Origin of the sequence: Nereida sp. NH-UV-3 (assembly GCF_042939535.1) — a bacterium.
In the GTDB taxonomy this organism is placed as follows: Bacteria; Pseudomonadota; Alphaproteobacteria; order Rhodobacterales; family Rhodobacteraceae; genus Nereida; species Nereida ignava.
In genome coordinates, this window is record NZ_CP132157.1 from 1,837,911 (window position 1) to 1,860,346 (window position 22,436).

At 52.7% G+C, this 22,436-nt stretch carries 17 protein-coding genes and 1 tRNA gene; all 18 read left to right on the top strand.

Going from position 1 to position 22,436, the window contains the following annotated elements; translation table 11 throughout:
- Window positions 1-46: 46 nt before the first annotated feature.
- The 18 genes from tuf (NeNHUV3_RS09085) (at window position 47) to tuf (NeNHUV3_RS09170) (ending at window position 22,360) form a co-directional block, all read left to right on the top strand.
- Window positions 47-1,222 (top strand): elongation factor Tu, encoded by a 1,176-nt coding sequence (gene tuf, locus NeNHUV3_RS09085; RefSeq protein WP_048600220.1) that lies wholly within the window; start codon window positions 47-49, stop codon window positions 1,220-1,222.
- Between the two features lie 127 nt (window positions 1,223-1,349).
- Window positions 1,350-2,294 carry a hypothetical protein gene (locus NeNHUV3_RS09090; RefSeq protein WP_391481016.1) on the top strand — a complete coding sequence of 315 codons (945 nt, stop codon included), beginning with the start codon at window positions 1,350-1,352 and terminating at the stop codon, window positions 2,292-2,294.
- Window positions 2,295-2,361: 67 nt separating this feature from the next.
- Window positions 2,362-2,436 (top strand) — tRNA-Trp (locus NeNHUV3_RS09095).
- A gap of 13 nt (window positions 2,437-2,449) precedes the next feature.
- The gene (locus tag NeNHUV3_RS09100) at window positions 2,450-3,331 is read left to right on the top strand and encodes a hypothetical protein (protein WP_391481018.1); all 882 of its coding nucleotides are present in this window, start codon (window positions 2,450-2,452) and stop codon (window positions 3,329-3,331) included.
- A gap of 52 nt (window positions 3,332-3,383) precedes the next feature.
- Entirely contained in the window at window positions 3,384-3,569 is a 186-nt protein-coding gene (secE, locus tag NeNHUV3_RS09105; RefSeq protein ID WP_048599871.1) for a preprotein translocase subunit SecE, read from the top strand.
- 197 nt (window positions 3,570-3,766) lie between these two features.
- The gene (gene nusG / locus NeNHUV3_RS09110; protein WP_048599872.1) at window positions 3,767-4,300 is read left to right on the top strand and encodes a transcription termination/antitermination protein NusG; all 534 of its coding nucleotides are present in this window, start codon (window positions 3,767-3,769) and stop codon (window positions 4,298-4,300) included.
- A gap of 104 nt (window positions 4,301-4,404) precedes the next feature.
- Window positions 4,405-4,830 carry a 50S ribosomal protein L11 gene (gene rplK / locus NeNHUV3_RS09115; RefSeq protein ID WP_048599873.1) on the top strand — a complete coding sequence of 142 codons (426 nt, stop codon included), beginning with the start codon at window positions 4,405-4,407 and terminating at the stop codon, window positions 4,828-4,830.
- Window position 4,831: 1 nt separating this feature from the next.
- Window positions 4,832-5,530: a 50S ribosomal protein L1 gene (rplA, locus tag NeNHUV3_RS09120; protein WP_391481019.1), complete on the top strand. Its 699-nt coding sequence runs from the start codon at window positions 4,832-4,834 to the stop codon at window positions 5,528-5,530.
- A 252-nt stretch (window positions 5,531-5,782) separates the two neighbouring features.
- Window positions 5,783-6,892: a Hint domain-containing protein gene (locus NeNHUV3_RS09125; RefSeq protein WP_391481020.1), complete on the top strand. Its 1,110-nt coding sequence runs from the start codon at window positions 5,783-5,785 to the stop codon at window positions 6,890-6,892.
- A gap of 281 nt (window positions 6,893-7,173) precedes the next feature.
- Window positions 7,174-7,686 carry a 50S ribosomal protein L10 gene (rplJ, locus tag NeNHUV3_RS09130; RefSeq protein WP_341247476.1) on the top strand — a complete coding sequence of 171 codons (513 nt, stop codon included), beginning with the start codon at window positions 7,174-7,176 and terminating at the stop codon, window positions 7,684-7,686.
- Window positions 7,687-7,758: 72 nt separating this feature from the next.
- Window positions 7,759-8,133 carry a 50S ribosomal protein L7/L12 gene (rplL, locus tag NeNHUV3_RS09135; RefSeq protein WP_391481022.1) on the top strand — a complete coding sequence of 125 codons (375 nt, stop codon included), beginning with the start codon at window positions 7,759-7,761 and terminating at the stop codon, window positions 8,131-8,133.
- 245 nt (window positions 8,134-8,378) lie between these two features.
- The gene (gene rpoB, locus NeNHUV3_RS09140; RefSeq protein WP_391481023.1) at window positions 8,379-12,515 is read left to right on the top strand and encodes a DNA-directed RNA polymerase subunit beta; all 4,137 of its coding nucleotides are present in this window, start codon (window positions 8,379-8,381) and stop codon (window positions 12,513-12,515) included.
- 52 nt (window positions 12,516-12,567) lie between these two features.
- A complete protein-coding gene (gene rpoC / locus NeNHUV3_RS09145; protein ID WP_391481025.1) occupies window positions 12,568-16,830 on the top strand; it encodes a DNA-directed RNA polymerase subunit beta' in 4,263 nt (1,420 codons plus the stop codon).
- A 109-nt stretch (window positions 16,831-16,939) separates the two neighbouring features.
- The gene (locus tag NeNHUV3_RS09150) at window positions 16,940-17,833 is read left to right on the top strand and encodes a DMT family transporter (protein ID WP_391481027.1); all 894 of its coding nucleotides are present in this window, start codon (window positions 16,940-16,942) and stop codon (window positions 17,831-17,833) included.
- Between the two features lie 284 nt (window positions 17,834-18,117).
- Window positions 18,118-18,489 (top strand): 30S ribosomal protein S12, encoded by a 372-nt coding sequence (rpsL, locus tag NeNHUV3_RS09155; protein ID WP_048599881.1) that lies wholly within the window; start codon window positions 18,118-18,120, stop codon window positions 18,487-18,489.
- 12 nt (window positions 18,490-18,501) lie between these two features.
- Window positions 18,502-18,972 carry a 30S ribosomal protein S7 gene (gene rpsG / locus NeNHUV3_RS09160; RefSeq protein WP_048599882.1) on the top strand — a complete coding sequence of 157 codons (471 nt, stop codon included), beginning with the start codon at window positions 18,502-18,504 and terminating at the stop codon, window positions 18,970-18,972.
- A 30-nt stretch (window positions 18,973-19,002) separates the two neighbouring features.
- Window positions 19,003-21,120 (top strand): elongation factor G, encoded by a 2,118-nt coding sequence (fusA, locus tag NeNHUV3_RS09165; RefSeq protein ID WP_391481028.1) that lies wholly within the window; start codon window positions 19,003-19,005, stop codon window positions 21,118-21,120.
- Between the two features lie 64 nt (window positions 21,121-21,184).
- Complete coding sequence (gene tuf / locus NeNHUV3_RS09170) at window positions 21,185-22,360, top strand: elongation factor Tu (RefSeq protein ID WP_048600220.1); 1,176 nt, start codon at window positions 21,185-21,187, stop codon at window positions 22,358-22,360.
- Window positions 22,361-22,436: the final 76 nt, after the last annotated feature.

Genomic DNA, 22,436 nt, shown 5'->3' on the forward strand with positions numbered 1-22,436 from the left:
TAACGGTGTTTTCCGCCGCGCCCCTGAATAGATTGAAGGTTGGCTCATGGCTAAGGAAAAGTTTGAACGCTCTAAACCGCACGTAAACATCGGCACGATTGGTCACGTTGACCACGGTAAGACGACGTTGACTGCAGCGATCACCAAGCAATTTGGTGACTTCAAAGCATACGACGAGATTGACGGCGCGCCGGAAGAAAAAGCACGTGGTATCACGATTTCTACTGCTCACGTTGAGTATGAAACAGAGACACGTCACTACGCACACGTGGACTGCCCAGGCCACGCTGACTATGTGAAAAACATGATCACTGGTGCTGCTCAGATGGACGGCGCGATCTTGGTTGTTAACGCAGCTGATGGTCCTATGCCACAAACACGCGAGCACATCCTGTTGGGTCGCCAGGTTGGTATCCCTTACATGGTTGTTTACATGAACAAAGTTGACCAAGTTGACGACGAAGAGTTGCTCGAGTTGGTTGAAATGGAAATCCGTGAGCTTCTGTCATCTTACGAGTACCCAGGCGACGACATCCCAGTTGTAGCCGGTTCTGCTCTGGCCGCTCTGGAAGACCGCGATGACAACATCGGTAAAGAGTCTATCGACAAGCTGATGGAAGCTGTTGACAGCTACATCCCGACACCGGCACGTGCTGTTGACCAGCCGTTCCTGATGCCGATTGAAGACGTGTTCTCAATCTCTGGCCGTGGTACAGTTGTAACCGGTCGTGTTGAGCGTGGCGTTATCAACGTTGGTGAAGAGATCGAGATCGTTGGTATCCGTGACACCACGAAGACAACCTGCACAGGTGTTGAAATGTTCCGCAAGCTGCTTGATCGCGGTGAAGCAGGCGACAACATCGGCGCGCTTCTTCGCGGCGTTGACCGTGAAGGTGTTGAGCGTGGCCAGGTTCTTTGTAAGCCAGGTTCCGTATCTCCTCACACGAAGTTCGAGGCAGAAGCTTATATTCTGACCAAAGAAGAAGGTGGCCGTCACACGCCATTCTTTGCGAACTACCGTCCACAGTTCTACTTCCGTACAACTGACGTGACAGGCACAGTTGAGCTTCCAGCGGGTACCGAGATGGTTATGCCGGGCGACAACTTGAAGTTCGAAGTCGAGCTGATCGCACCTATCGCGATGGAAGACGGTCTTCGCTTTGCGATCCGCGAAGGCGGCCGCACAGTAGGCGCAGGCGTCGTAGCAAAAATCATCGCCTAAGCTGATTGCGCCTTTTGGGCGCATTCAAAACGATACAGCGGCCGCTCCATTCATTTGGGGCGGCCGTTTTCCATAGTTTTGCCCAGATTGTGTCATAGCCCGCTCTCGTAACTTTTGCGGAGACGCTATGACCCTCATCCATCATGACAAAGCCGAGCTTTCTTGCGTCTTTATGGTCGAACCGGGCCATTATGAGTGGCCAGCCATTCTTCTGGCGTCCTCATTGATGGCGTTCGCTGCGGATGATGTGGCCCTCCACGCTTATTGCCGTTCGCATCTGATTGATCAGTTACATCCCGAAACAGTGCGCTTTTTTGAACGGCACGGCGTACAGCTTGCCCCGATATCACCTGAGTTTGAGGTACCTTATCCCCAAGGTAATAAGCTTTATGCCTGTGCCGCGAGCCGCGCAGCGCCCGCCACAATTTTGTTTGATACAGACATGTTCATGTTGCAGCCCGCTTTCCTTGGGGACGCTTTGCGCGTTGGTGCAGTGTCTGGCAGGCCAACTGGCGATTGGATGTGGGGCAAAACTGTAGATGCGTGGCGCGCGGCTTATGCTTCAGTTGATATGGAACTGCCCCGTGGCAGGCTTGCGCGGCCCAGCGGATCTTATGTTGCGCCAAGTATGTCGGCCGGCTTTGTGGCGTACCACGGGGATCAATTCGGTAAAATTTGGCGCGATACGGCGCTTGCGATTGAAGCGCGACGATTGGCGAAAGGGATCTATCCCACGCTCGATCAGATAAGTCTGCCTGTTGCAACGCATCTGGCGGGGCTCAAGATGAGTATGATCGATGTGAAATGGAACAAAGCTGGTGCGATTAAGCCGCAAGCGCTGCTCAATGTGATTTGTTACCACTATCAAAAAGCACAAACGCTGTTGGAGTTGCCGATCAAATGGGTGGCTGATGAACTGTTGCGGGACTTCACCGAATTTGACGGACTTGAAAGCATGATTGCTTTTTACGACGTGCACAGCGCGAAACCCGCTGATGTCATCCACAACGCTGGATTTCAGCGTGCGGTGATTGCTAAACAGCGGGCTGTTGATATCCCGCATGAGCGGTAATTGAGCCACGAGATGAATTGCTGTCTTGATCTTACCCCAGACCTCGCTTATTCGCATTCCTGCCTGCAGGGGTGTAGCTCAGCGGTAGAGCATCGGTTTCCAAAACCGACGGCCGGGGGTTCGATCCCCTCCGCCCCTGCCAGGCGAATTTTCCCATGACACATATTATGCTGCACGTTGGCGTGCACAAAACTGCCACGACGCATATGCAGGCCAGTTTGCGCCTGTCACGGGCACGGCTCAACGCGGCGGGCGTAAGTTACTGGGACCCAAAGACGCTTCGCGCGGGTGGCAGTGACGTTGCGGATCATTTGCGCCTTGCTGAGGGGCGTTTTGCAAGTGGTGTGCAACAAATGTTGGACGGGCATGATCGGTTGCTCATTTCCGAGGAGAACATGCTGCGGCTGCCCTACAAAATGGGCGAGGGTCCGAACCCTGTTCTTTATGAACGCGGTCATCAGTTGATTGCGCAGATGGGGCAGGGCGCGCCTGAGCAGCAGGTTGATGTAGCGATTTCGCTGAGGGATTACGCGGGCTACTTCCGATCGCTCTACACCCAAACGCTGATGGGGGGGTATTTTCCATCGTTTGAGCGTTTTATCGCGCGCTCAAGTTATGATGTTTGCACGTGGGTGGACTTGGTTCATCGCATCCATGCTTTGCCAAACGTCCGCCGGATCATGGTCTGGCGCTATGAAGACTATGGCGTGTTGACCCAGAGAATATTTGCAGGTCTGATTGGTCAAAATTTGGGCACCATTCCGTTGGTACCTGAACGGTCCCACCCCGGGCTGTCCGAGCAGGCTGTTGTGGCCCTGCGGGACCATCAAGCACGTGATCCCGGTCATAATCGCCGTCTGCACAAAATCCCCCGCCGGCCGATTGCACAGGCAGCGCGCGATGCATTTCCGACAGGGGCGCAATATCCAAAGTTCGACCCTTGGCAGGCCGCTGATCTGGAAATGTCAGCGCAAAGATATGCGGCCGATATGGCGGAAATTGCAGCAATGCCCAAGGTTCATCTGCTCAAGGCTTGAAAAACCAGTCTGGCCCAAGTATCTGCCAATGAAATCTATAGGAAAACGACACATGGCGAATCCGCTTCAGTTTATTCAACAAGTCCGCACCGAAGTTGGTCGCGTCACATGGCCAACGCGCCGTGAAGTAGTTTTGACGACAATCATGGTGTTCATGATGGCCGTTTTGACGGCTATCTTCTTCTTTTTCGTCGATTGGATTATTCGCTCGGGACTATCGTTTATCCTGAACGGCTAACACGTAGCTGCTTTCTAAATTGCGTATAACACCTTGAAACAACATGTTTTCGGCGGTATTGCGCAACAACTTGAGACAGATGGGCGTGCTTCGATTCGTGTAGCGCGCCGCTTTTTGTTTTGAGAAGGCAGTGTAACTGTTTGAATTAACATAAGATTTTGCGCGCTTTCGCGTGCGGCACAAAAGGACCGACAGCAATGGCAAAACGGTGGTATTCAGTTAGCGTACTCTCGAACTTCGAGAAAAAGATCGCTGAAGGCATCAGAGTCGCTGCGGCTGAGGCTGAGTTGGAAGACCAGATCGACGAAGTTCTGGTTCCAACCGAAGAAGTCATCGAAATTCGCCGCGGCAAAAAAGTTCCGACCGAGCGTCGCTTTATGCCTGGCTACGTTTTGGTTCACATGGAAATGACGGATGAAGGCTATCACCTGATCAATTCCATGAACCGCGTCACAGGATTTTTGGGCCCGCAAGGCCGCCCGATGCCGATGCGTGATGCAGAGGTGAACCAAATTCTTAACCGCGTTCAAGAAGGTGAAGAAGCGCCGCGTACGCTCATTCACTTTGAAGTCGGTGAGAAAGTTAAAGTTAACGACGGTCCGTTCGAAGATTTCGACGGCATGGTTGAGGAAGTCGACGACGACAACCAGCGCCTCAAGGTTACAGTATCAATCTTTGGTCGCGAAACGCCGGTCGAATTGGAATACACGCAGGTCACTAAGCAGGCCTGATCGTGCAAATCGTGGGAGGTTTTGGCAGCGCGCTGTCAAACCGGACCACGGCAACCCATCCCGCCAGACGCGTCTGGAGTGGGAGTTGAGCAAGGAGAAGTCCAATGGCTAAAAAAGTCGCTGGCACAATGAAGCTGCAGGTTCCTGCAGGTCAAGCTAACCCATCACCGCCCGTAGGCCCTGCGCTTGGCCAACGTGGTATCAACATCATGGAATTCTGTAAGGCGTTTAACGCCAAGACACAGGATATGGAGCCAGGTGCACCCTGCCCAACGGTTATCACGTATTACGTTGATAAGTCCTTCAGCATGGACATCAAAACGCCACCAGCATCATACTACCTGAAGAAAGCTGCCAAGGTTAAATCTGGCGCGAACAACCCAAGCCGTGAGACGGTTGGTCAGGTAACTGCTGCGCAGGTACGTGAGATCGCTGAAGCGAAAATGAAAGATCTGAACGCGAACGATATCGAAGCCGCGATGCAGATTATTCTGGGCTCTGCCCGCTCTATGGGCATTGAGGTGAAGTAAGATGGCAAAACTTGGAAAACGCACAACTGCGGCACGCGAGGCATTCGCGGGCAAATCCAACGTCACCGTTGATGAGGCGGTCGCACTGGTAAAAGCCAACGCTACAGCAAAGTTCGATGAAACAGTCGAAATCTCCATGCAGCTCGGTGTTGATCCGCGTCACGCAGACCAAATGGTTCGTGGCGTTGTATCTTTGCCAAACGGCACTGGTAAATCAGTTCGTGTTGCTGTCTTTGCACGTGATGCAAAAGCAGACGAAGCGAAAGCGGCTGGCGCAGACATCGTTGGTGCAGAAGATCTGATGGAAATCGTCCAAGGCGGCACCATCGATTTTGATCGCTGCATTGCGACGCCTGACATGATGCCAATCGTTGGTCGGTTGGGTAAAGTACTCGGCCCACGCAACCTGATGCCAAACCCAAAAGTTGGCACAGTGACTATGGACGTCAAGGCGGCTGTCGAAGCTGCAAAAGGCGGCGAAGTGCAGTTCAAAGCTGAAAAAGCTGGTGTTGTACACGCAGGTCTTGGCAAGTCGTCATTCGGTGAGAAAAAGTTGATCGAAAACGTTCGCTCTTTCATCGGTGCGGTTCAGAAGGCTCGTCCTTCCGGTGCCAAAGGCGCTTACATGAAAAAGATCACACTAAGCTCAACAATGGGCCCAAGTGTAACGGTATCTATCGACGACGCTGCACAAGAATAATCTTACGTGCTCAGTTGTTGAGTATTTTGAGGCGGGCCTTTCGGGGCTCGCCTTTTTCTTTTTGTGGATGTTGTTGGGTCGCACACCTTAGCGAACCCTATCGTTTGTTGCGCGGACACTAACAATCCTTTTCTTTGACATGAATTGATGCAGATTGAGGCCAAATTCGGCCATATTCCCTTGGTTAACAATTCCTTACTAAGGAGTGTTTTGTTTCCATGAAGGGTTGGCGCCGCGCGCCTCAGTCACCGTATGCCTACAACGTTTAACGTTATTTCCCTTGGCAATCAGTCAATCATCGACCCTATCGAGGGTAATTTTTTCGCTGAAAACGCTAATCTTCTGGAGCAGCAAACCTTTGGGGGAGTTGGCAATGCGCTCGTGAACGATATTCGTTCGTTCTCAACCGTTGGTAACGGGTTCAATTTCGGTTTTGGCGGAATTTACGATCAAAATAACTTCTTTTCCAATGATCAGTTTTCAATTGATGGGGGTCCTGTTCGGATCTTCGATGCGCTTGCCGTATACAACGCGACGCTCACATACGTTGACGGTACAAGCGCGCAAATTACCGCTGTGGTCTTTCAGGATACCAATGGTGACACGTTCCTCGCGCCGGATTTCGGCCCAAGTGCTAACCAAACAGCACTTGAAGCGGCCGCCATCCGTTCTGTTACTTTGGGGGCGTTGGACACCAATGCTTCCGTGGGTTTGTTCGGGGATCGTGAGGCGTTCAATTTTGTCACGTGCTTTGTAAAAGGGATGGAAATCCTTACGCCTCAGGGCAACCGCAGAGTTGAAGACTTGCAGGTGGGTGATCTGGTGGTCACACGTGATGGGGGGCTGCAGCCCATCCGGTGGATTGGCAAGGCAAGCCGTCCTGCTCGCGATAATTTTCGACCTGTTCGCATTAAGGCTGGTGCGCTTGGTGCAGGGATTCCGAGTAAGGATCTTATCGTCTCACAGCAGCATCGGATGTTGTTTGTATCGCCAATCGCTGAAAGGATGACAGGCACAGCCGAAGTTTTGGTCCCCGCTATCAAGCTGCTGGATTTGCCGGGTGTTCAGCTTATTGAGGATTGGGACACGGTGACCTACTTCCACCTACTTCTTGATCAGCATCAGATTATTTATGCCCATGATGCACCGACCGAGTCACTACTTACCGGCGCGCAGGCCTGCAAAGCGATTGGCCCCGATGCAGTTACAGAGATCGCAGACTTCTTTCCCGAATTGTTGCAAACCGCAGCACGGCCAGCACGGCTCATTCCCAGGGGAAGGCAGATCAGGCAACTTGTTGCGCGGCATTTGAAAAACAACAAACCTGTAGTCGGTGGGTTTTCGCCGGCTTTGTGCGCGTAGCAATCGTGGCGGTGAAACGGGGCTTGGCAAAACACTAACAATTGTCTAACCACGTCATTGCAGTTGAGCGCGCGATTCGTCACGCGCTCTTTTGCGTTTCGTCCGAGATGGTGGGTTTGGGCCTTTGTCCTTTAATTCCTGCCTGAGACGGGATCAGACCAGTTTCTTCAGCGGCCGTTTTGGTCACTGGCGGTTCGGGCGTCCCGTTTGAAGGACCCAACCGCCGGAGCAATCCGGTACACTGAGCCGGCGGGGTAACCTGCCATATTTGGAGAAAAACTGTGGATAGAGCACAAAAAGAAAAAGTCGTCGACGAACTCGGCCAAATCTTTGAAAGCTCTGGCGTCGTAGTGGTTAGCCACTACGAGGGAATGACAGTTGCTGAAATGCAGGACTTGCGCGCTAAAATGAGCGAAGCGGGTGGGTCTGTGCGTGTTGCCAAAAACAGGCTCGCCAAAATCGCCCTGAACGGTCAGCCATGCGAAAGCGTGTCTGAGTACCTGACAGGGATGACAGTTCTCGCCTATTCAGAAGACCCTGTCGCTGCGGCGAAAGTGGTTGATGCATACGCAAAGGAAAACGGCAAGCTCGTTATCCTTGGTGGTGCAATGGGTGATACTGCTCTGGATGTTGCTGGCGTGAAAGCCGTTGCATCGATGCCAAGCCGCGAGGAGCTTATTGCTTCTATCGTGGGTTGTATCGGCGCACCTGCTTCCAACATCGCTGGCGCAATTGGCGCACCTGCTTCGAACATCGCGAGCATTCTTTCGACCATCGAAGAGAAAGCTGCATAAGCACAACTGGAAACCCTCGTGGGCAACATCGCTACACGTTGGAACACAACCTTAGGAAACGGAAACAGTATAATGGCTGATCTGAAAAAACTTGCTGAAGAGATCGTTGGTCTTACCCTTCTCGAAGCACAAGAACTGAAAACCATCCTCAAAGATGAGTATGGCATCGAGCCAGCAGCTGGCGGCGCAGTCATGATGGCTGGCCCAGGTGGCGACGCTGGTGCAGCTGCTGAAGAAAAATCTGAGTTCGACGTTGTTCTGAAGAACGCCGGCGCACAGAAAATCGCAGTCATCAAAGAAGTCCGCGGCATCACAGGTCTTGGCCTGAAAGAAGCTAAAGACCTCGTCGAAGCTGGCGGTAAAGTCAAAGAAGGTGTCGACAAAGCAGAAGCTGAAGACATCAAAGCTAAGCTGGAAGCAGCTGGCGCAGAGATCGAACTGGCCTAATTGGCTGGGTGTGGGGCTTAGTCCCGCGCACAATATTGGCTGGGCATGGTTAATTCCGTGCCCAGCTTAACCTGTCTTAGAAGCTGCTTTCAAATGCAGAGCCGCTTCTAAGGAAGGTCCAAGCGGGAGCGTGTCGGTGGGACGATACGCAGGTATTGGCTTGGTTTTCCTGTCTCAAAAGGGCCGCGCACCGATGCCCGACGGTGTAGCGATCCAGTGAGAACACATGAAAGGTGACAACGCACATGGCTCAATCCTTCCTCGGCCAGAAACGCTTGCGCAAATACTACGGTAAAATCCGCGAAGTCCTAGAAATGCCGAACCTTATTGAGGTTCAGAAGTCATCATATGACCTCTTTTTGAAGTCAGGTGACCAGCTTCAGCCGCTCGACGGCGAAGGCATCAAAGGCGTCTTCCAGTCGGTTTTCCCGATCAAAGACTTTAACGAAACCGCGATCCTTGAGTTCGTCAACTACGAGCTGGAAAAGCCGAAGTATGACGTTGAGGAGTGTCAGCAACGTGACATGACATACAGCGCGCCACTGAAAGTGACGCTGCGCTTGATCGTGTTTGAAATTGACGAAGATACAGGCGCGAAATCTGTCAAAGACATCAAAGAGCAAGATGTCTTTATGGGCGACATGCCTTTGATGACGCCAAACGGTACGTTCGTTGTGAATGGCACCGAGCGTGTTATCGTGAGCCAGATGCACCGTTCACCGGGCGTTTTCTTCGATCACGACAAAGGCAAGACCCACTCATCAGGTAAACTCCTGTTTGCATGCCGCATCATCCCCTACCGTGGTAGCTGGCTGGACTTTGAGTTCGACGCCAAAGACATCGTCTTTGCGCGCATCGACCGTCGCCGCAAGCTGCCTGTAACGACGCTTTTGTATTCTTTGGGTCTGACCCAAGAAGACATCATGGATGCATACTACGACACAGTGTCTTACCGTTATGAAGCGGGTAAAGGCTGGGTCACGAAGTTCTTCCCAGAGCGCGTTCGCGGCACACGTCCAACATATGACCTCATCGATGCAGCTTCGGGCGAAGTAATTGCTGAGGCGGGCAAGAAGGTGACACCACGCGCGGTCAAGAAATTGATCGACGAAGGCCAAGTCACTGAATTGCTGCTTCCGTTCGATCAGATCATGGGTAAATATGTTGCCAAAGACATCATTAACGAAGACAACGGCGCGATTTACGTTGAAGCCGGTGATGAGCTGACATGGGAAGTCGACAAAGACGGCGATGCAATCGGCGGTTCTGTGAAAGAATTGCTGGACGCTGGTATCACTGAAATCCCTGTACTCGACATCGATAATGTCAACGTTGGCCCTTACATGCGTAACACCATGGCGGCAGACAAAAACATGAACCGCGAAACTGCGCTCATGGACATCTACCGTGTGATGCGTCCGGGTGAGCCACCCACCGTAGATTCTGCTTCTGCTCTGTTTGATACGCTCTTCTTCGATAGCGAGCGTTATGACCTGTCTGCAGTTGGCCGCGTTAAGATGAACATGCGTCTTGCGCTTGATGCAGAAGACACACAGCGCACATTGCGCAAAGAAGACATCGTTTCATGTATCAAAGCGCTGGTTGATCTGCGCGATGGTCGTGGCGACATCGACGACATTGACCACCTCGGCAACCGCCGCGTGCGTTCCGTTGGTGAGCTGATGGAGAACCAGTACCGCGTTGGTCTGCTCCGCATGGAGCGTGCGATCAAAGAGCGTATGTCCTCTGTCGAAATCGACACAGTGATGCCGCAAGATCTGATCAATGCGAAACCTGCAGCCGCCGCAGTTCGCGAATTCTTCGGCTCATCGCAGCTGTCACAGTTTATGGACCAAACAAACCCGCTTTCCGAAGTGACGCACAAGCGTCGCCTCTCAGCGCTTGGACCAGGCGGTCTGACACGTGAGCGTGCGGGTTTTGAGGTGCGCGACGTGCACCCAACGCACTACGGTCGGATGTGTCCGATTGAAACGCCGGAAGGTCCAAACATTGGTCTGATCAACTCGCTGGCAACTTTCGCACGCGTTAACAAATACGGTTTCATCGAAACACCATACCGCAAAGTTGTTGACGGTCAGGTGACTGACGAAGTTCAGTACATGTCCGCGACGGAAGAAATGCGTCACACAGTTGCGCAGGCCAACGCGAACCTTGATGAAGGCGGCAAGTTCGTCAACGATCTGGTTTCGACACGTAAGTCTGGTGATTACACATTGTCACCGTCCGACAGCGTGAACCTGATCGACGTTTCACCAAAGCAGCTAGTCTCTGTCGCGGCCTCGCTTATCCCGTTCCTTGAAAATGACGATGCTAACCGCGCCCTGATGGGGTCGAACATGCAACGTCAGGCGGTTCCACTTCTGCAAGCCGAGGCACCACTCGTTGGTACTGGTATCGAAGAAGTTGTGGCCCGCGATTCCGGTGCGGCGATCATGGCGAAACGTGCGGGTATCATCGACCAAGTCGATGCGACACGTATCGTTATTCGTGCAACCGAAGACCTCGAACTTGGCGACGCTGGTGTTGATATTTACCGCATGCGTAAATTCCAACGCTCAAACCAAAACACTTGTATTAACCAACGTCCGTTGGTGAAGGTTGGTGATTTGGTGACCAAAGGTGAAGTTATTGCCGACGGTCCGTCAACTGACATGGGTGAGCTGGCCCTTGGTAAAAACGTGGTTGTCGCGTTTATGCCTTGGAATGGCTACAACTATGAGGACTCCATCCTGATCTCCGAGCGCATCACGCGTGATGACGTGTTTACTTCCGTGCACATCGAAGAGTTCGAAGTAGCGGCACGTGACACCAAGCTTGGGCCAGAGGAAATCACACGCGATATTCCAAACGTCGGTGAGGAAGCTCTGCGCAACCTCGACGAAGCGGGTATCGTGTACATCGGTGCGGAAGTTGGTCCGGCTGACATCCTTGTTGGTAAGATCACGCCAAAAGGCGAAAGCCCAATGACACCCGAAGAGAAGCTTTTGCGAGCGATCTTTGGTGAAAAAGCATCTGACGTGCGTGATACATCACTTCGTCTGCCACCAGGCGATTTCGGTACAATCGTAGAAGTCCGCGTTTTCAACCGCCACGGCGTTGAAAAAGATGAGCGTGCACTTCAGATCGAGCGTGAAGAAGTTGAGCGTTTGGCCCGTGACCGTGATGACGAGTTGGTCATTCTCGATCGCAACATCTACGCCCGTCTCCGCGACATGATCGAAGGCAAAATTGCTGTCAAAGGACCAAAAGGCGTTAAAGCCGGTTCTAAAATTGACGCAGATTTGCTCGATAGCATTAGCCGCGGTCAGTGGTGGCAGCTTGCTCTTGAGGACGAAGACGATGCGAAAATCGTTGAGGCCCTGAATGAGCAGTATGAGATCCAGAAACGGACCCTCGATGCGCGCTTTGAGGACAAGGTAGAGAAAGTTCGCCGCGGCGACGATCTGCCCCCAGGTGTTATGAAGATGGTTAAAGTCTTTGTCGCCGTTAAGCGTAAGCTGCAGCCCGGCGATAAGATGGCGGGTCGTCACGGTAACAAAGGTGTTATTTCCAAGGTTGTACCTATGGAAGACATGCCGTTTCTCGCCGATGGTACGCCGGTTGATTTCGTTCTGAACCCGCTTGGTGTTCCGTCACGTATGAACGTTGGTCAGATCCTTGAAACCCACATGGGTTGGGCTGCACGTGGCCTTGGTATTCAGATTGATGAAGCGCTTGGCGAGTACAAGCGTTCTGGCGATCTGACACCTGTCCGTGATGCGTTGAAAATTGCTTATGGTGACGACGTTTATGACGAAGGCATCAAGGGCATGGATGAGCAGTCTGTTGTTGAAGCAGCGGGCAACGTCACACGCGGTGTGCCAATTGCGACGCCTGTATTCGACGGTGCCAAAGAAGCTGACGTCAATGATGCGTTGGTTCGCGCAGGCTTCAGCCAGAGCGGTCAGTCAATCTTGTTTGACGGTCGTACTGGTGAGCAGTTTGCCCGTCCTGTCACAGTCGGCATCAAGTATCTGCTGAAACTACACCACCTCGTGGACGACAAAATCCACGCGCGTTCAACGGGTCCATACTCGCTGGTCACACAGCAGCCATTGGGCGGTAAAGCGCAATTCGGTGGTCAGCGTTTCGGGGAGATGGAGGTCTGGGCTCTGGAAGCTTACGGCGCTGCATACACCCTGCAAGAGATGCTTACGGTCAAATCGGACGACGTTGCTGGACGGACGAAAGTCTACGAAAGCATTGTCAAAGGCGAGGACAACTTCGAAGCGGGCGTACCCGAGTCGTTCAACGTTCTTGTCAAAGAAGTCCGTGGCCTCGGCCTGAATATGGAACTCCTGGATGCGGAGGATGGTGAATGAGGGCTTAGCCCCTCATTCACCCCTTCCTCCCCCCTGATTTAAGGATCTGAAAATGAACCAGGAACTCACAAATAACCCGTTTAACCCACTGACACCCACAAAGGTGTTCGACGAAATCAAAGTATCTTTGGCATCGCCAGAGCGCATTTTGTCTTGGTCATTCGGTGAAATTAAAAAGCCAGAAACCATCAACTACCGCACGTTCAAGCCTGAGCGTGATGGCCTGTTCTGTGCGCGTATCTTTGGCCCGATCAAAGACTATGAATGTCTGTGCGGCAAATATAAGCGCATGAAATATCGCGGCGTTGTCTGCGAGAAATGTGGCGTTGAAGTTACGCTTCAAAAAGTACGCCGTGAGCGTATGGGCCACATCGAGTTGGCATCACCAGTAGCACACATCTGGTTCCTCAAGTCACTTCCATCTCGGATTGGCTTGATGCTGGACATGACACTGCGTGATCTTGAGCGCATTTTGTACTTTGAAAACTATGTCGTCATCGAGCCTGGCTTGACTGACCTTACTTACGGTCAGTTGATGACCGAAGAAGAGTACATGGACGCACAAGACAACTTCGGCATGGATGCGTTCACTGCAAACATCGGTGCGGAAGCGATCCGCGAGATGTTGCAAGCCATCGATCTGGAAGCAGAGGCCGAGCAGCTGCGCGCTGATCTTGCTGAAGCAACTGGTGAGTTGAAGCCGAAGAAAATCATCAAGCGTCTCAAAATCGTCGAAAGCTTCATTGAGTCCGGCAACCGTCCTGAGTGGATGATCCTGACTGTTGTGCCTGTGATCCCGCCAGAGCTGCGCCCACTCGTGCCTCTTGATGGTGGTCGCTTTGCGACGTCTGATTTGAACGACCTTTATCGTCGCGTAATCAACCGTAACAACCGTCTGAAGCGCCTGATTGAGCTGCGCGCGCCTGACATCATCGTACGTAACGAAAAGCGTATGTTGCAGGAATCGGTTGATGCGCTCTTTGACAACGGCCGCCGCGGTCGTGTGATCACCGGTGCAAACAAGCGTCCGCTCAAGTCACTTTCTGACATGCTTAAAGGTAAGCAAGGTCGCTTCCGCCAAAACCTTTTGGGTAAGCGCGTCGACTTCTCTGGCCGTTCCGTCATCGTCACGGGCCCCGAGTTGAAGCTTCATCAGTGTGGCTTGCCTAAGAAAATGGCGCTCGAGCTGTTTAAGCCGTTCATCTACTCCCGCCTTGAAGCCAAAGGTCTGTCCTCGACAGTTAAGCAGGCTAAGAAGCTGGTAGAAAAAGAGCGTCCAGAAGTTTGGGACATCCTCGACGAAGTTATTCGTGAGCACCCCGTCATGTTGAACCGTGCGCCTACGCTGCACCGTTTGGGCATTCAGGCGTTTGAGCCGGTTCTCATCGAAGGTAAAGCAATTCAGCTGCACCCGCTGGTGTGTTCTGCGTTCAACGCTGACTTTGACGGTGACCAGATGGCGGTTCACGTTCCGTTGTCACTTGAGGCACAGCTTGAAGCACGTGTTCTCATGATGTCTACCAACAACGTTCTGTCGCCCTCGAACGGCGCGCCGATCATTGTTCCATCACAGGATATGATCTTGGGCCTTTACTACACGTCACTACAGCGTGCGGGTATGAAGGGCGAAGGCATGGTCTTTGGTTCAATCGATGAGGTGCAGCACGCACTTGATACGGGTGAAGTCCATCTTCACGCCAAGATCCAAGCACGTGTTCCTCAGATTGACGAAGAAGGTAACACCGTCATCCAACGCTTTGAAACAACACCGGGCCGTGTGCGCCTTGGTGCATTGCTGCCGATGAACAACAAAGCGCCGTTTGAATTGGTGAACCGTCTGTTGAAAAAAGGCGAAGTTCAGCAAGTCATCGACACTGTTTACCGTTACTGCGGCCAGAAAGAGTCTGTCATTTTCTGTGACCAGATCATGACCATGGGCTTCCGCGAAGCGTTCCGCGCCGGTATTTCGTTCGGTAAGGATGACATGGTTATCCCAGACAACAAATGGGAAATCGTTGATGGCGTTCGTGAACAAGTAGCTGAATTCGAACAGCAGTACATGGACGGCCTGATTACTCAGGGTGAAAAGTACAACAAAGTTGTCGATGCCTGGTCAAAGTGTAACGACAAAGTCACTGACGCCATGATGGGTACGATCGCTTCGATCAAAACCGATGAAAACGGCGCAGAGATGGAGCCAAACAGCGTCTTCATGATGGCTGACTCCAAAGCGCGTGGCTCGGTCACTCAGATGAAACAGCTCGGCGGTATGCGCGGCCTGATGAACAAACCAAACGGTGAGATCATCGAGACGCCAATTATCTCGAACTTTAAAGAAGGTCTGACTGTTCTTGAGTACTTCAACTCTACCCACGGTGCTCGTAAGGGTCTGTCGGATACGGCGTTGAAAACTGCGAACTCAGGTTACCTGACACGCCGTCTTGTGGATGTGGCTCAGGACTGCATCGTGCGCGAGCATGACTGTGGTACTGAAGTGGCGATCACGGCTGAAGCAGCGGTTAATGATGGTGAGGTTGTTGCAACCTTGGCAGAGCGTGTGCTGGGTCGTGTGTGTGCGGAAGATGTTCTGCACCCTGTGACTGGCGATGTTTTGGCAACCAAAGGTGAGTTGCTCGACGAGCGCGCATCTGACCGTCTTGAGGAAGCTGGCGTAGCGTCTATGCGCATCCGCAGCCCGCTAACTTGTGAAAGTGAAGAAGGCGTTTGTGCGGCATGTTATGGTCGTGACCTCGCACGTGGTACAATTGTGAACCAAGGTGAGGCCGTCGGCATCATCGCGGCGCAGTCTATCGGTGAGCCAGGTACACAGCTGACCATGCGTACATTCCACATTGGTGGTGTTGCGCAGGGCGGTGGCCAACAATCGTTCCAAGAAGCTAGCCAAGAGGGTAAAGTTGTCTTCGCTGATGGCCAGTTGATCGAGAACGCCGCAGGCGAGCAGATCGTTATGGGCCGTAACATGAAGCTGTCCATCACTGGTCCAGACGGCAAAGAGCGTGCGTCACATAAAGTGTCCTACGGTTCCAAGCTTTTGGTCAAAGAAGGTGCTGATGTTGCACGTGGCGATAAGTTGTTTGAATGGGACCCATTCACACTTCCAATGATCGCAGAAAAAGGCGGCGTCATTAAGTTTGTTGATCTGACTGCGGGTATCGCAGTTCGTGAAGACACAGATGACGCAACCGGCATGACGCAGCGTATCGTTACTGATTGGCGTTCGGCGCCAAAAGGCAACGAGCTGGCACCAAAAATCTTGGTGGCGGATGCAAATGGTGAGCCTGTTCTGAAGGACGATGGCAACCCTGTTGCATACCCGATGTCAGTAGACGCGATTTTGTCTGTTGAAGATGGTGACACGGTAAACCCAGGTGATGTTGTTGCGCGTATTCCTCGTGAGGGCGCGAAAACAAAAGACATTACCGGTGGTCTGCCACGCGTTGCGGAACTCTTTGAAGCACGTCGTCCAAAGGACCACGCGATCATCGCTGAAATCGATGGCTACGTACGCTTCGGTAAAGACTACAAGAACAAGCGCCGCATCGCGATTGTTCCTGCAGCCGAGACGCCCGAAGCCGCCGATGAGGCGAAAGTCGAATACATGGTGCCTAAGGGTAAGCACATTCCTGTTCAGGAAGGTGATTACGTCCAGAAGGGTGATTACATCATGGACGGTAACCCTGCGCCGCACGATATTCTTGCGGTTATGGGCGTCGAAGCGCTTGCTGACTATATGATCAACCAAGTGCAGGAGGTTTACCGACTGCAGGGTGTTAAGATCAACGACAAGCACATCGAAGTTATCGTGCGTCAGATGCTCCAGAAGTGGGAAATCCTCGACAGCGGTGAAACAACGCTGCTCAAGGGCGAACATGTGGACAAGCAAGAGTTTGACCTTGCAAACGAGAAAGCCGCTGCACGCGGTGGTCGTTTGGCGAAGGGCGAGCCTATCTTGCTCGGCATCACGAAAGCATCGTTGCAGACACGCAGCTTCATCTCAGCCGCATCGTTCCAAGAAACGACACGCGTGCTGACTGAAGCTTCGGTTCAAGGTAAGCGCGATAAGCTGATTGGTCTGAAAGAGAACGTCATCGTGGGTCGTCTGATCCCAGCCGGTACCGGTGGCGCAACTCAGCAGATGCAGCGTGTTGCTCAGGATCGTGACAACGTTGTTTTGGAAGCACGTCGTGAAGAAGCCGAAGCAGCTGCCGCATTGGCCGCGCCGACAGCCGAAGACGTTGTGGGTGGTGATGAGTTTGACACCATCATGACAGGCGATACTGACAGCCGCGACTAAAGCGACCGTCCTTAAGTGTTGAGATAGGCCTCCGCAGTGCGGGGGCCTTTTTCGTTTGGGCTGAACAACAATGCTTCCCTTTTCTTGCGGGCCGTGTATTCGATTTGCCATGGCAACTTTGCAAGAAAACACGCGCGGTGCCGCGCTCATGATGTGCTCTATGGCGGCATTCACGCTAAATGACGCTTGCTTGAAAGCGATCTCAACGGAATGGCCTTTGTTTCAGACACTGACCGTCCGCGGGTTTGTCACTGTCATCCTAATTGCGATCATGGCTGCTGTGATGGGCGCTTTCCGGAAAGGGATCGCCAAAGGCGATTGGCCATTGGTTGCAGCACGTGTCGGTGCCGAAATTGGTGCCGCATATTTCTTTCTTACGGCCTTGATCAATCTACCGCTCGCCAACGCGACGGCCATTCTGCAAACCCTTCCGCTCACAGTAAGCTTAGCAGGCGCACTTTTTCTGGGCGAGATGCTGGGCTGGCGGCGCATGTTTGCCATTGTTGTGGGGTTCGTCGGTGTGCTGCTTATCGTGCGGCCCGGTGCGGACGGGTTTAACGTATTCTCGATCTACGCGCTGATTGCCGTTGGTTTCGTTACCGTCCGTGATCTGGTAACGCGACGCCTGTCGCCTGACACGCACACAATGGCGGTGACGCTGTTGTCAGCTATCGGCGTGTTTTTGTGGGCCGCCGCGTTTAGTACCACAATCGAATGGGCGCCGTTCACATCGCGGTCAATTTGGTTGGTGTTGGGTGCATCTCTGTTCATCATCGGCGGCTATGTATTTAGCGTGATGGTCATGCGGGTTGGGGATATCTCGTTTGTGGCACCGTTCCGATACACGGCTTTGGTTTGGGCGCTGGTTCTGGGCTTTGTCCTTTTCGGTGAATGGCCGAGTATTCTGACCATTTTGGGCGCGCTCATCATTACTGGATCGGGCCTATTTACGTTCTACCGCGAGCGGCGGATCGCCGAGCGCGAGAGGGTTTCTCCGGCTTAGCACGTATCGCTGATCTGATGCGTTCATGAGGTGCTGTTGACAGGGGAGGCGACTCTCAGTATAGCCCGCACATCCCAAGAGGGGGTACGCCCCTTTTGTCAAAGAAATTAGTGGTCACGATCCGAACTACTGCTGTTCCGATCCTCTGAAAATCCACCGCTCGGATCCCAGGTAGGGTTACCCGATGCGGGGTTTTGTGTTTGCGGACGCGCTTGCACGACACGAATGAAACGGGGACCTAGGCCCCCAAAACGAAGAAGTTGCAACAAAGGGGAAAGTCCTCAATGCCGACTATCCAACAGCTGATCCGCAAACCGCGTCAGCCTAAACGTAAATACTCCAAGTCTCAGCACTTGGAGCAATGCCCTCAAAAACGTGGCGTTTGCACACGCGTTTACACAACCACGCCTAAGAAGCCGAACTCGGCGATGCGTAAGGTTGCTAAAGTGCGTTTGACCAACGGTTTTGAGGTTATTTCCTACATTCCTGGTGAGAGCCACAACCTTCAGGAGCACTCTGTGGTTCTGATCCGTGGCGGTCGTGTAAAAGACCTTCCCGGTGTGCGTTACCACATCCTGCGCGGCGTTCTGGATACCCAAGGCGTCAAAGACCGTAAACAACGTCGTTCGAAATACGGCGCCAAGCGCCCTAAATAAGGAGAGCCGCAGATGTCACGTCGTCACGCCGCTGTTAAACGCGAAGTTCTGCCCGACGCCAAATATGGCGATAAGGTTCTGACAAAATTCATGAACAACATGATGCTCGATGGTAAGAAATCTACCGCTGAGCGCATCGTCTACAACGCACTCGACCGCGTTGAAGGCAAGATCAAACGCGCCCCCGTTGAAGTGTTCCACGAAGCACTCGATAACATCAAACCCGCCGTTGAGGTTCGCTCACGTCGTGTTGGTGGTGCAACATACCAAGTGCCGGTTGAAGTGCGCCCTGAGCGTCGCGAAGCATTGGCCATCCGTTGGTTGATCAACGCATCCCGTTCGCGCAACGAGAACACAATGGAAGAGCGCCTTGCTGGTGAGCTTCTGGACGCTGTTCAGTCACGCGGCTCAGCTGTTAAAAAGCGCGAAGACACGCACAAGATGGCAGATGCCAACAAAGCGTTCTCGCACTACCGCTGGTAATTTTCACTTTTCGTCCAAGGACCCATTCCAATGGCACGCGAATATCCCCTAGAGCTGTACCGTAACTTCGGTATCATGGCGCACATCGATGCAGGTAAAACCACCTGCTCCGAGCGTATTCTCTTCTACACAGGCAAGTCCCACAACATCGGCGAAGTCCACGACGGCGCAGCAACGATGGACTGGATGGAGCAGGAGCAAGAGCGTGGTATTACCATCACGTCCGCCGCGACTACGACATTTTGGGAGCGCACCGAAGACGGTGCAACACCAGACTCGCCTAAGCACCGTATGAACATCATCGACACACCAGGCCACGTTGACTTCACGATTGAAGTTGAGCGTTCGCTTGCGGTTCTCGATGGTGCTGTTTGTGTTCTCGACGCCAACGCCGGTGTTGAGCCACAGACTGAAACTGTTTGGCGTCAGGCTGACCGTTATAAAGTTCCACGTATCGTTTTTGTTAACAAAATGGACAAAATCGGCGCGGACTTTTTTAACTGCGTAAACATGATTGAAGACCGCACTGGTGCACGCGCTGTTCCAGTTGGTATCCCGATTGGTGCCGAGACTGAGCTGGAAGGTTTGATTGATCTCGTAACCATGGAAGAGTGGTTGTGGCAGGGTGAAGACCTTGGCGCCTCTTGGATCAAAGTGCCAGTTCGCGACAGCCTGAAAGACATGGCTGACGAATGGCGCGGCAAAATGATCGAAGCTGCTGTCGAAATGGACGACGAAGCGATGATGGAGTACCTGGAAGGCAACGAGCCTGACGTTCCAACACTGCGCGCGTTGATCCGTAAAGGCACGTTGGCTTTGGCATTTGTTCCTGTTCTTGGCGGCTCTGCATTCAAAAACAAAGGCGTTCAGCCTCTGTTGAATGCTGTTGTTGACTATCTTCCTTCGCCACTCGACGTTGTCGACTACATGGGCTTTAAGCCAGGCGACGAAGAAGAAGTTCGTAACATCCCACGTCGTGCCGATGACAGCATGGCCTTCTCTGGCCTCGCGTTCAAAATTATGAATGACCCATTTGTTGGCTCCCTGACGTTCGTTCGTATCTACTCAGGTACGCTCGGTAAGGGCGACTCAATGCTGAACTCAACTAAAGGTAACACCGAGCGTGTTGGCCGGATGATGATGATGCACTCCAACGATCGTGACGAAATCACCGAAGCATTCGCTGGTGACATCATCGCGCTTGGTGGTCTGAAGAACACGACAACTGGTGATACACTTTGTGACAAGAACGACGCTGTTGTCCTCGAAACAATGACATTCCCAGATCCAGTTATCGAGATCGCGGTTGAGCCTAAGACGAAAGGCGACCAAGAGAAAATGTCGACAGGCCTCGCACGTCTTGCAGCGGAAGATCCGTCTTTCCGCGTAGAGACTGACATCGAGTCAGGTCAGACAATCATGAAGGGTATGGGCGAGCTTCACCTCGACATTCTCGTTGATCGTCTGAAGCGTGAGTTCAAAGTTGAAGCGAACATTGGTGCGCCACAAGTGGCCTACCGTGAGACCATCGACCGCGAAGTTGAGCATTCTTATACGCACAAAAAGCAATCTGGTGGTTCAGGTCAGTTTGGTGAGGTTAAACTCATCATTACACCGACAGAGCCAGGCGAAGGTTATTCCTTCGAGAGCCGCATCGTTGGTGGTTCGGTTCCAAAGGAATACATCCCGGGTGTTGAAAAAGGCATTAAATCGGTTATGGACAGCGGCCCGTTGGCTGGCTTCCCCGTCATCGACTTTAAAGTTGCTTTGATCGACGGTAAATTCCACGACGTTGACTCCTCAGTCCTCGCGTTTGAGATCGCTGCGCGTATGTGTATGCGTGAAGGCATGAAAATGGCTGGCGCGAAACTGCTCGAGCCAATCATGAAAGTGGAAGTTATCACTCCTGAAGAATACACCGGTGGTATCATCGGCGACCTGACATCACGTCGCGGTCAAGTTCAGGGTCAGGATACTCGCGGTAATGCGATTGCCATCGATGCAATGGTGCCGCTTGCGAATATGTTCGGTTACATCAACACATTGCGCTCTATGTCTTCGGGCCGCGCGCAGTTCTCGATGCAATTCGATCACTATGAAGCTGTACCAAGCAACATCTCTGAAGAAATCCAAGCTAAATACGCTTGATCTGACACCTTTTACGGTGGCCCATGAGGGCCACCGTTCTACTGGAAAATGAAGGAGGCCTCTCATGGCTAAGGAAAAGTTTGAACGCTCTAAACCGCACGTAAACATCGGCACGATTGGTCACGTTGACCACGGTAAGACGACGTTGACTGCAGCGATCACCAAGCAATTTGGTGACTTCAAAGCATACGACGAGATTGACGGCGCGCCGGAAGAAAAAGCACGTGGTATCACGATTTCTACTGCTCACGTTGAGTATGAAACAGAGACACGTCACTACGCACACGTGGACTGCCCAGGCCACGCTGACTATGTGAAAAACATGATCACTGGTGCTGCTCAGATGGACGGCGCGATCTTGGTTGTTAACGCAGCTGATGGTCCTATGCCACAAACACGCGAGCACATCCTGTTGGGTCGCCAGGTTGGTATCCCTTACATGGTTGTTTACATGAACAAAGTTGACCAAGTTGACGACGAAGAGTTGCTCGAGTTGGTTGAAATGGAAATCCGTGAGCTTCTGTCATCTTACGAGTACCCAGGCGACGACATCCCAGTTGTAGCCGGTTCTGCTCTGGCCGCTCTGGAAGACCGCGATGACAACATCGGTAAAGAGTCTATCGACAAGCTGATGGAAGCTGTTGACAGCTACATCCCGACACCGGCACGTGCTGTTGACCAGCCGTTTCTGATGCCGATCGAAGACGTGTTCTCAATCTCTGGCCGTGGTACAGTTGTAACCGGTCGTGTTGAGCGTGGCGTTATCAACGTTGGTGAAGAGATCGAGATCGTTGGTATCCGTGATACCACGAAGACAACCTGCACAGGTGTTGAAATGTTCCGCAAGCTGCTTGATCGCGGTGAAGCAGGCGACAACATCGGCGCGCTTCTTCGCGGCGTTGACCGTGAAGGTGTTGAGCGTGGCCAGGTTCTTTGTAAGCCAGGTTCCGTATCTCCTCACACAAAGTTCGAGGCAGAAGCTTATATTCTGACCAAAGAAGAAGGTGGCCGTCACACGCCATTCTTTGCGAACTACCGTCCACAGTTCTACTTCCGTACAACTGACGTGACAGGCACAGTTGAGCTTCCAGCGGGTACCGAGATGGTTATGCCGGGCGACAACTTGAAGTTCGAAGTCGAGCTGATCGCGCCTATCGCGATGGAAGACGGTCTGCGCTTTGCGATCCGCGAAGGCGGCCGCACAGTAGGCGCAGGCGTCGTAGCAAAAATCATCGCCTAAGCTGATTGATTTATACGCAATGACGCTTGCGTCACTGCGTGACAAGATTTAAGGCGGGCCCTCTAGGCCCGTCTTA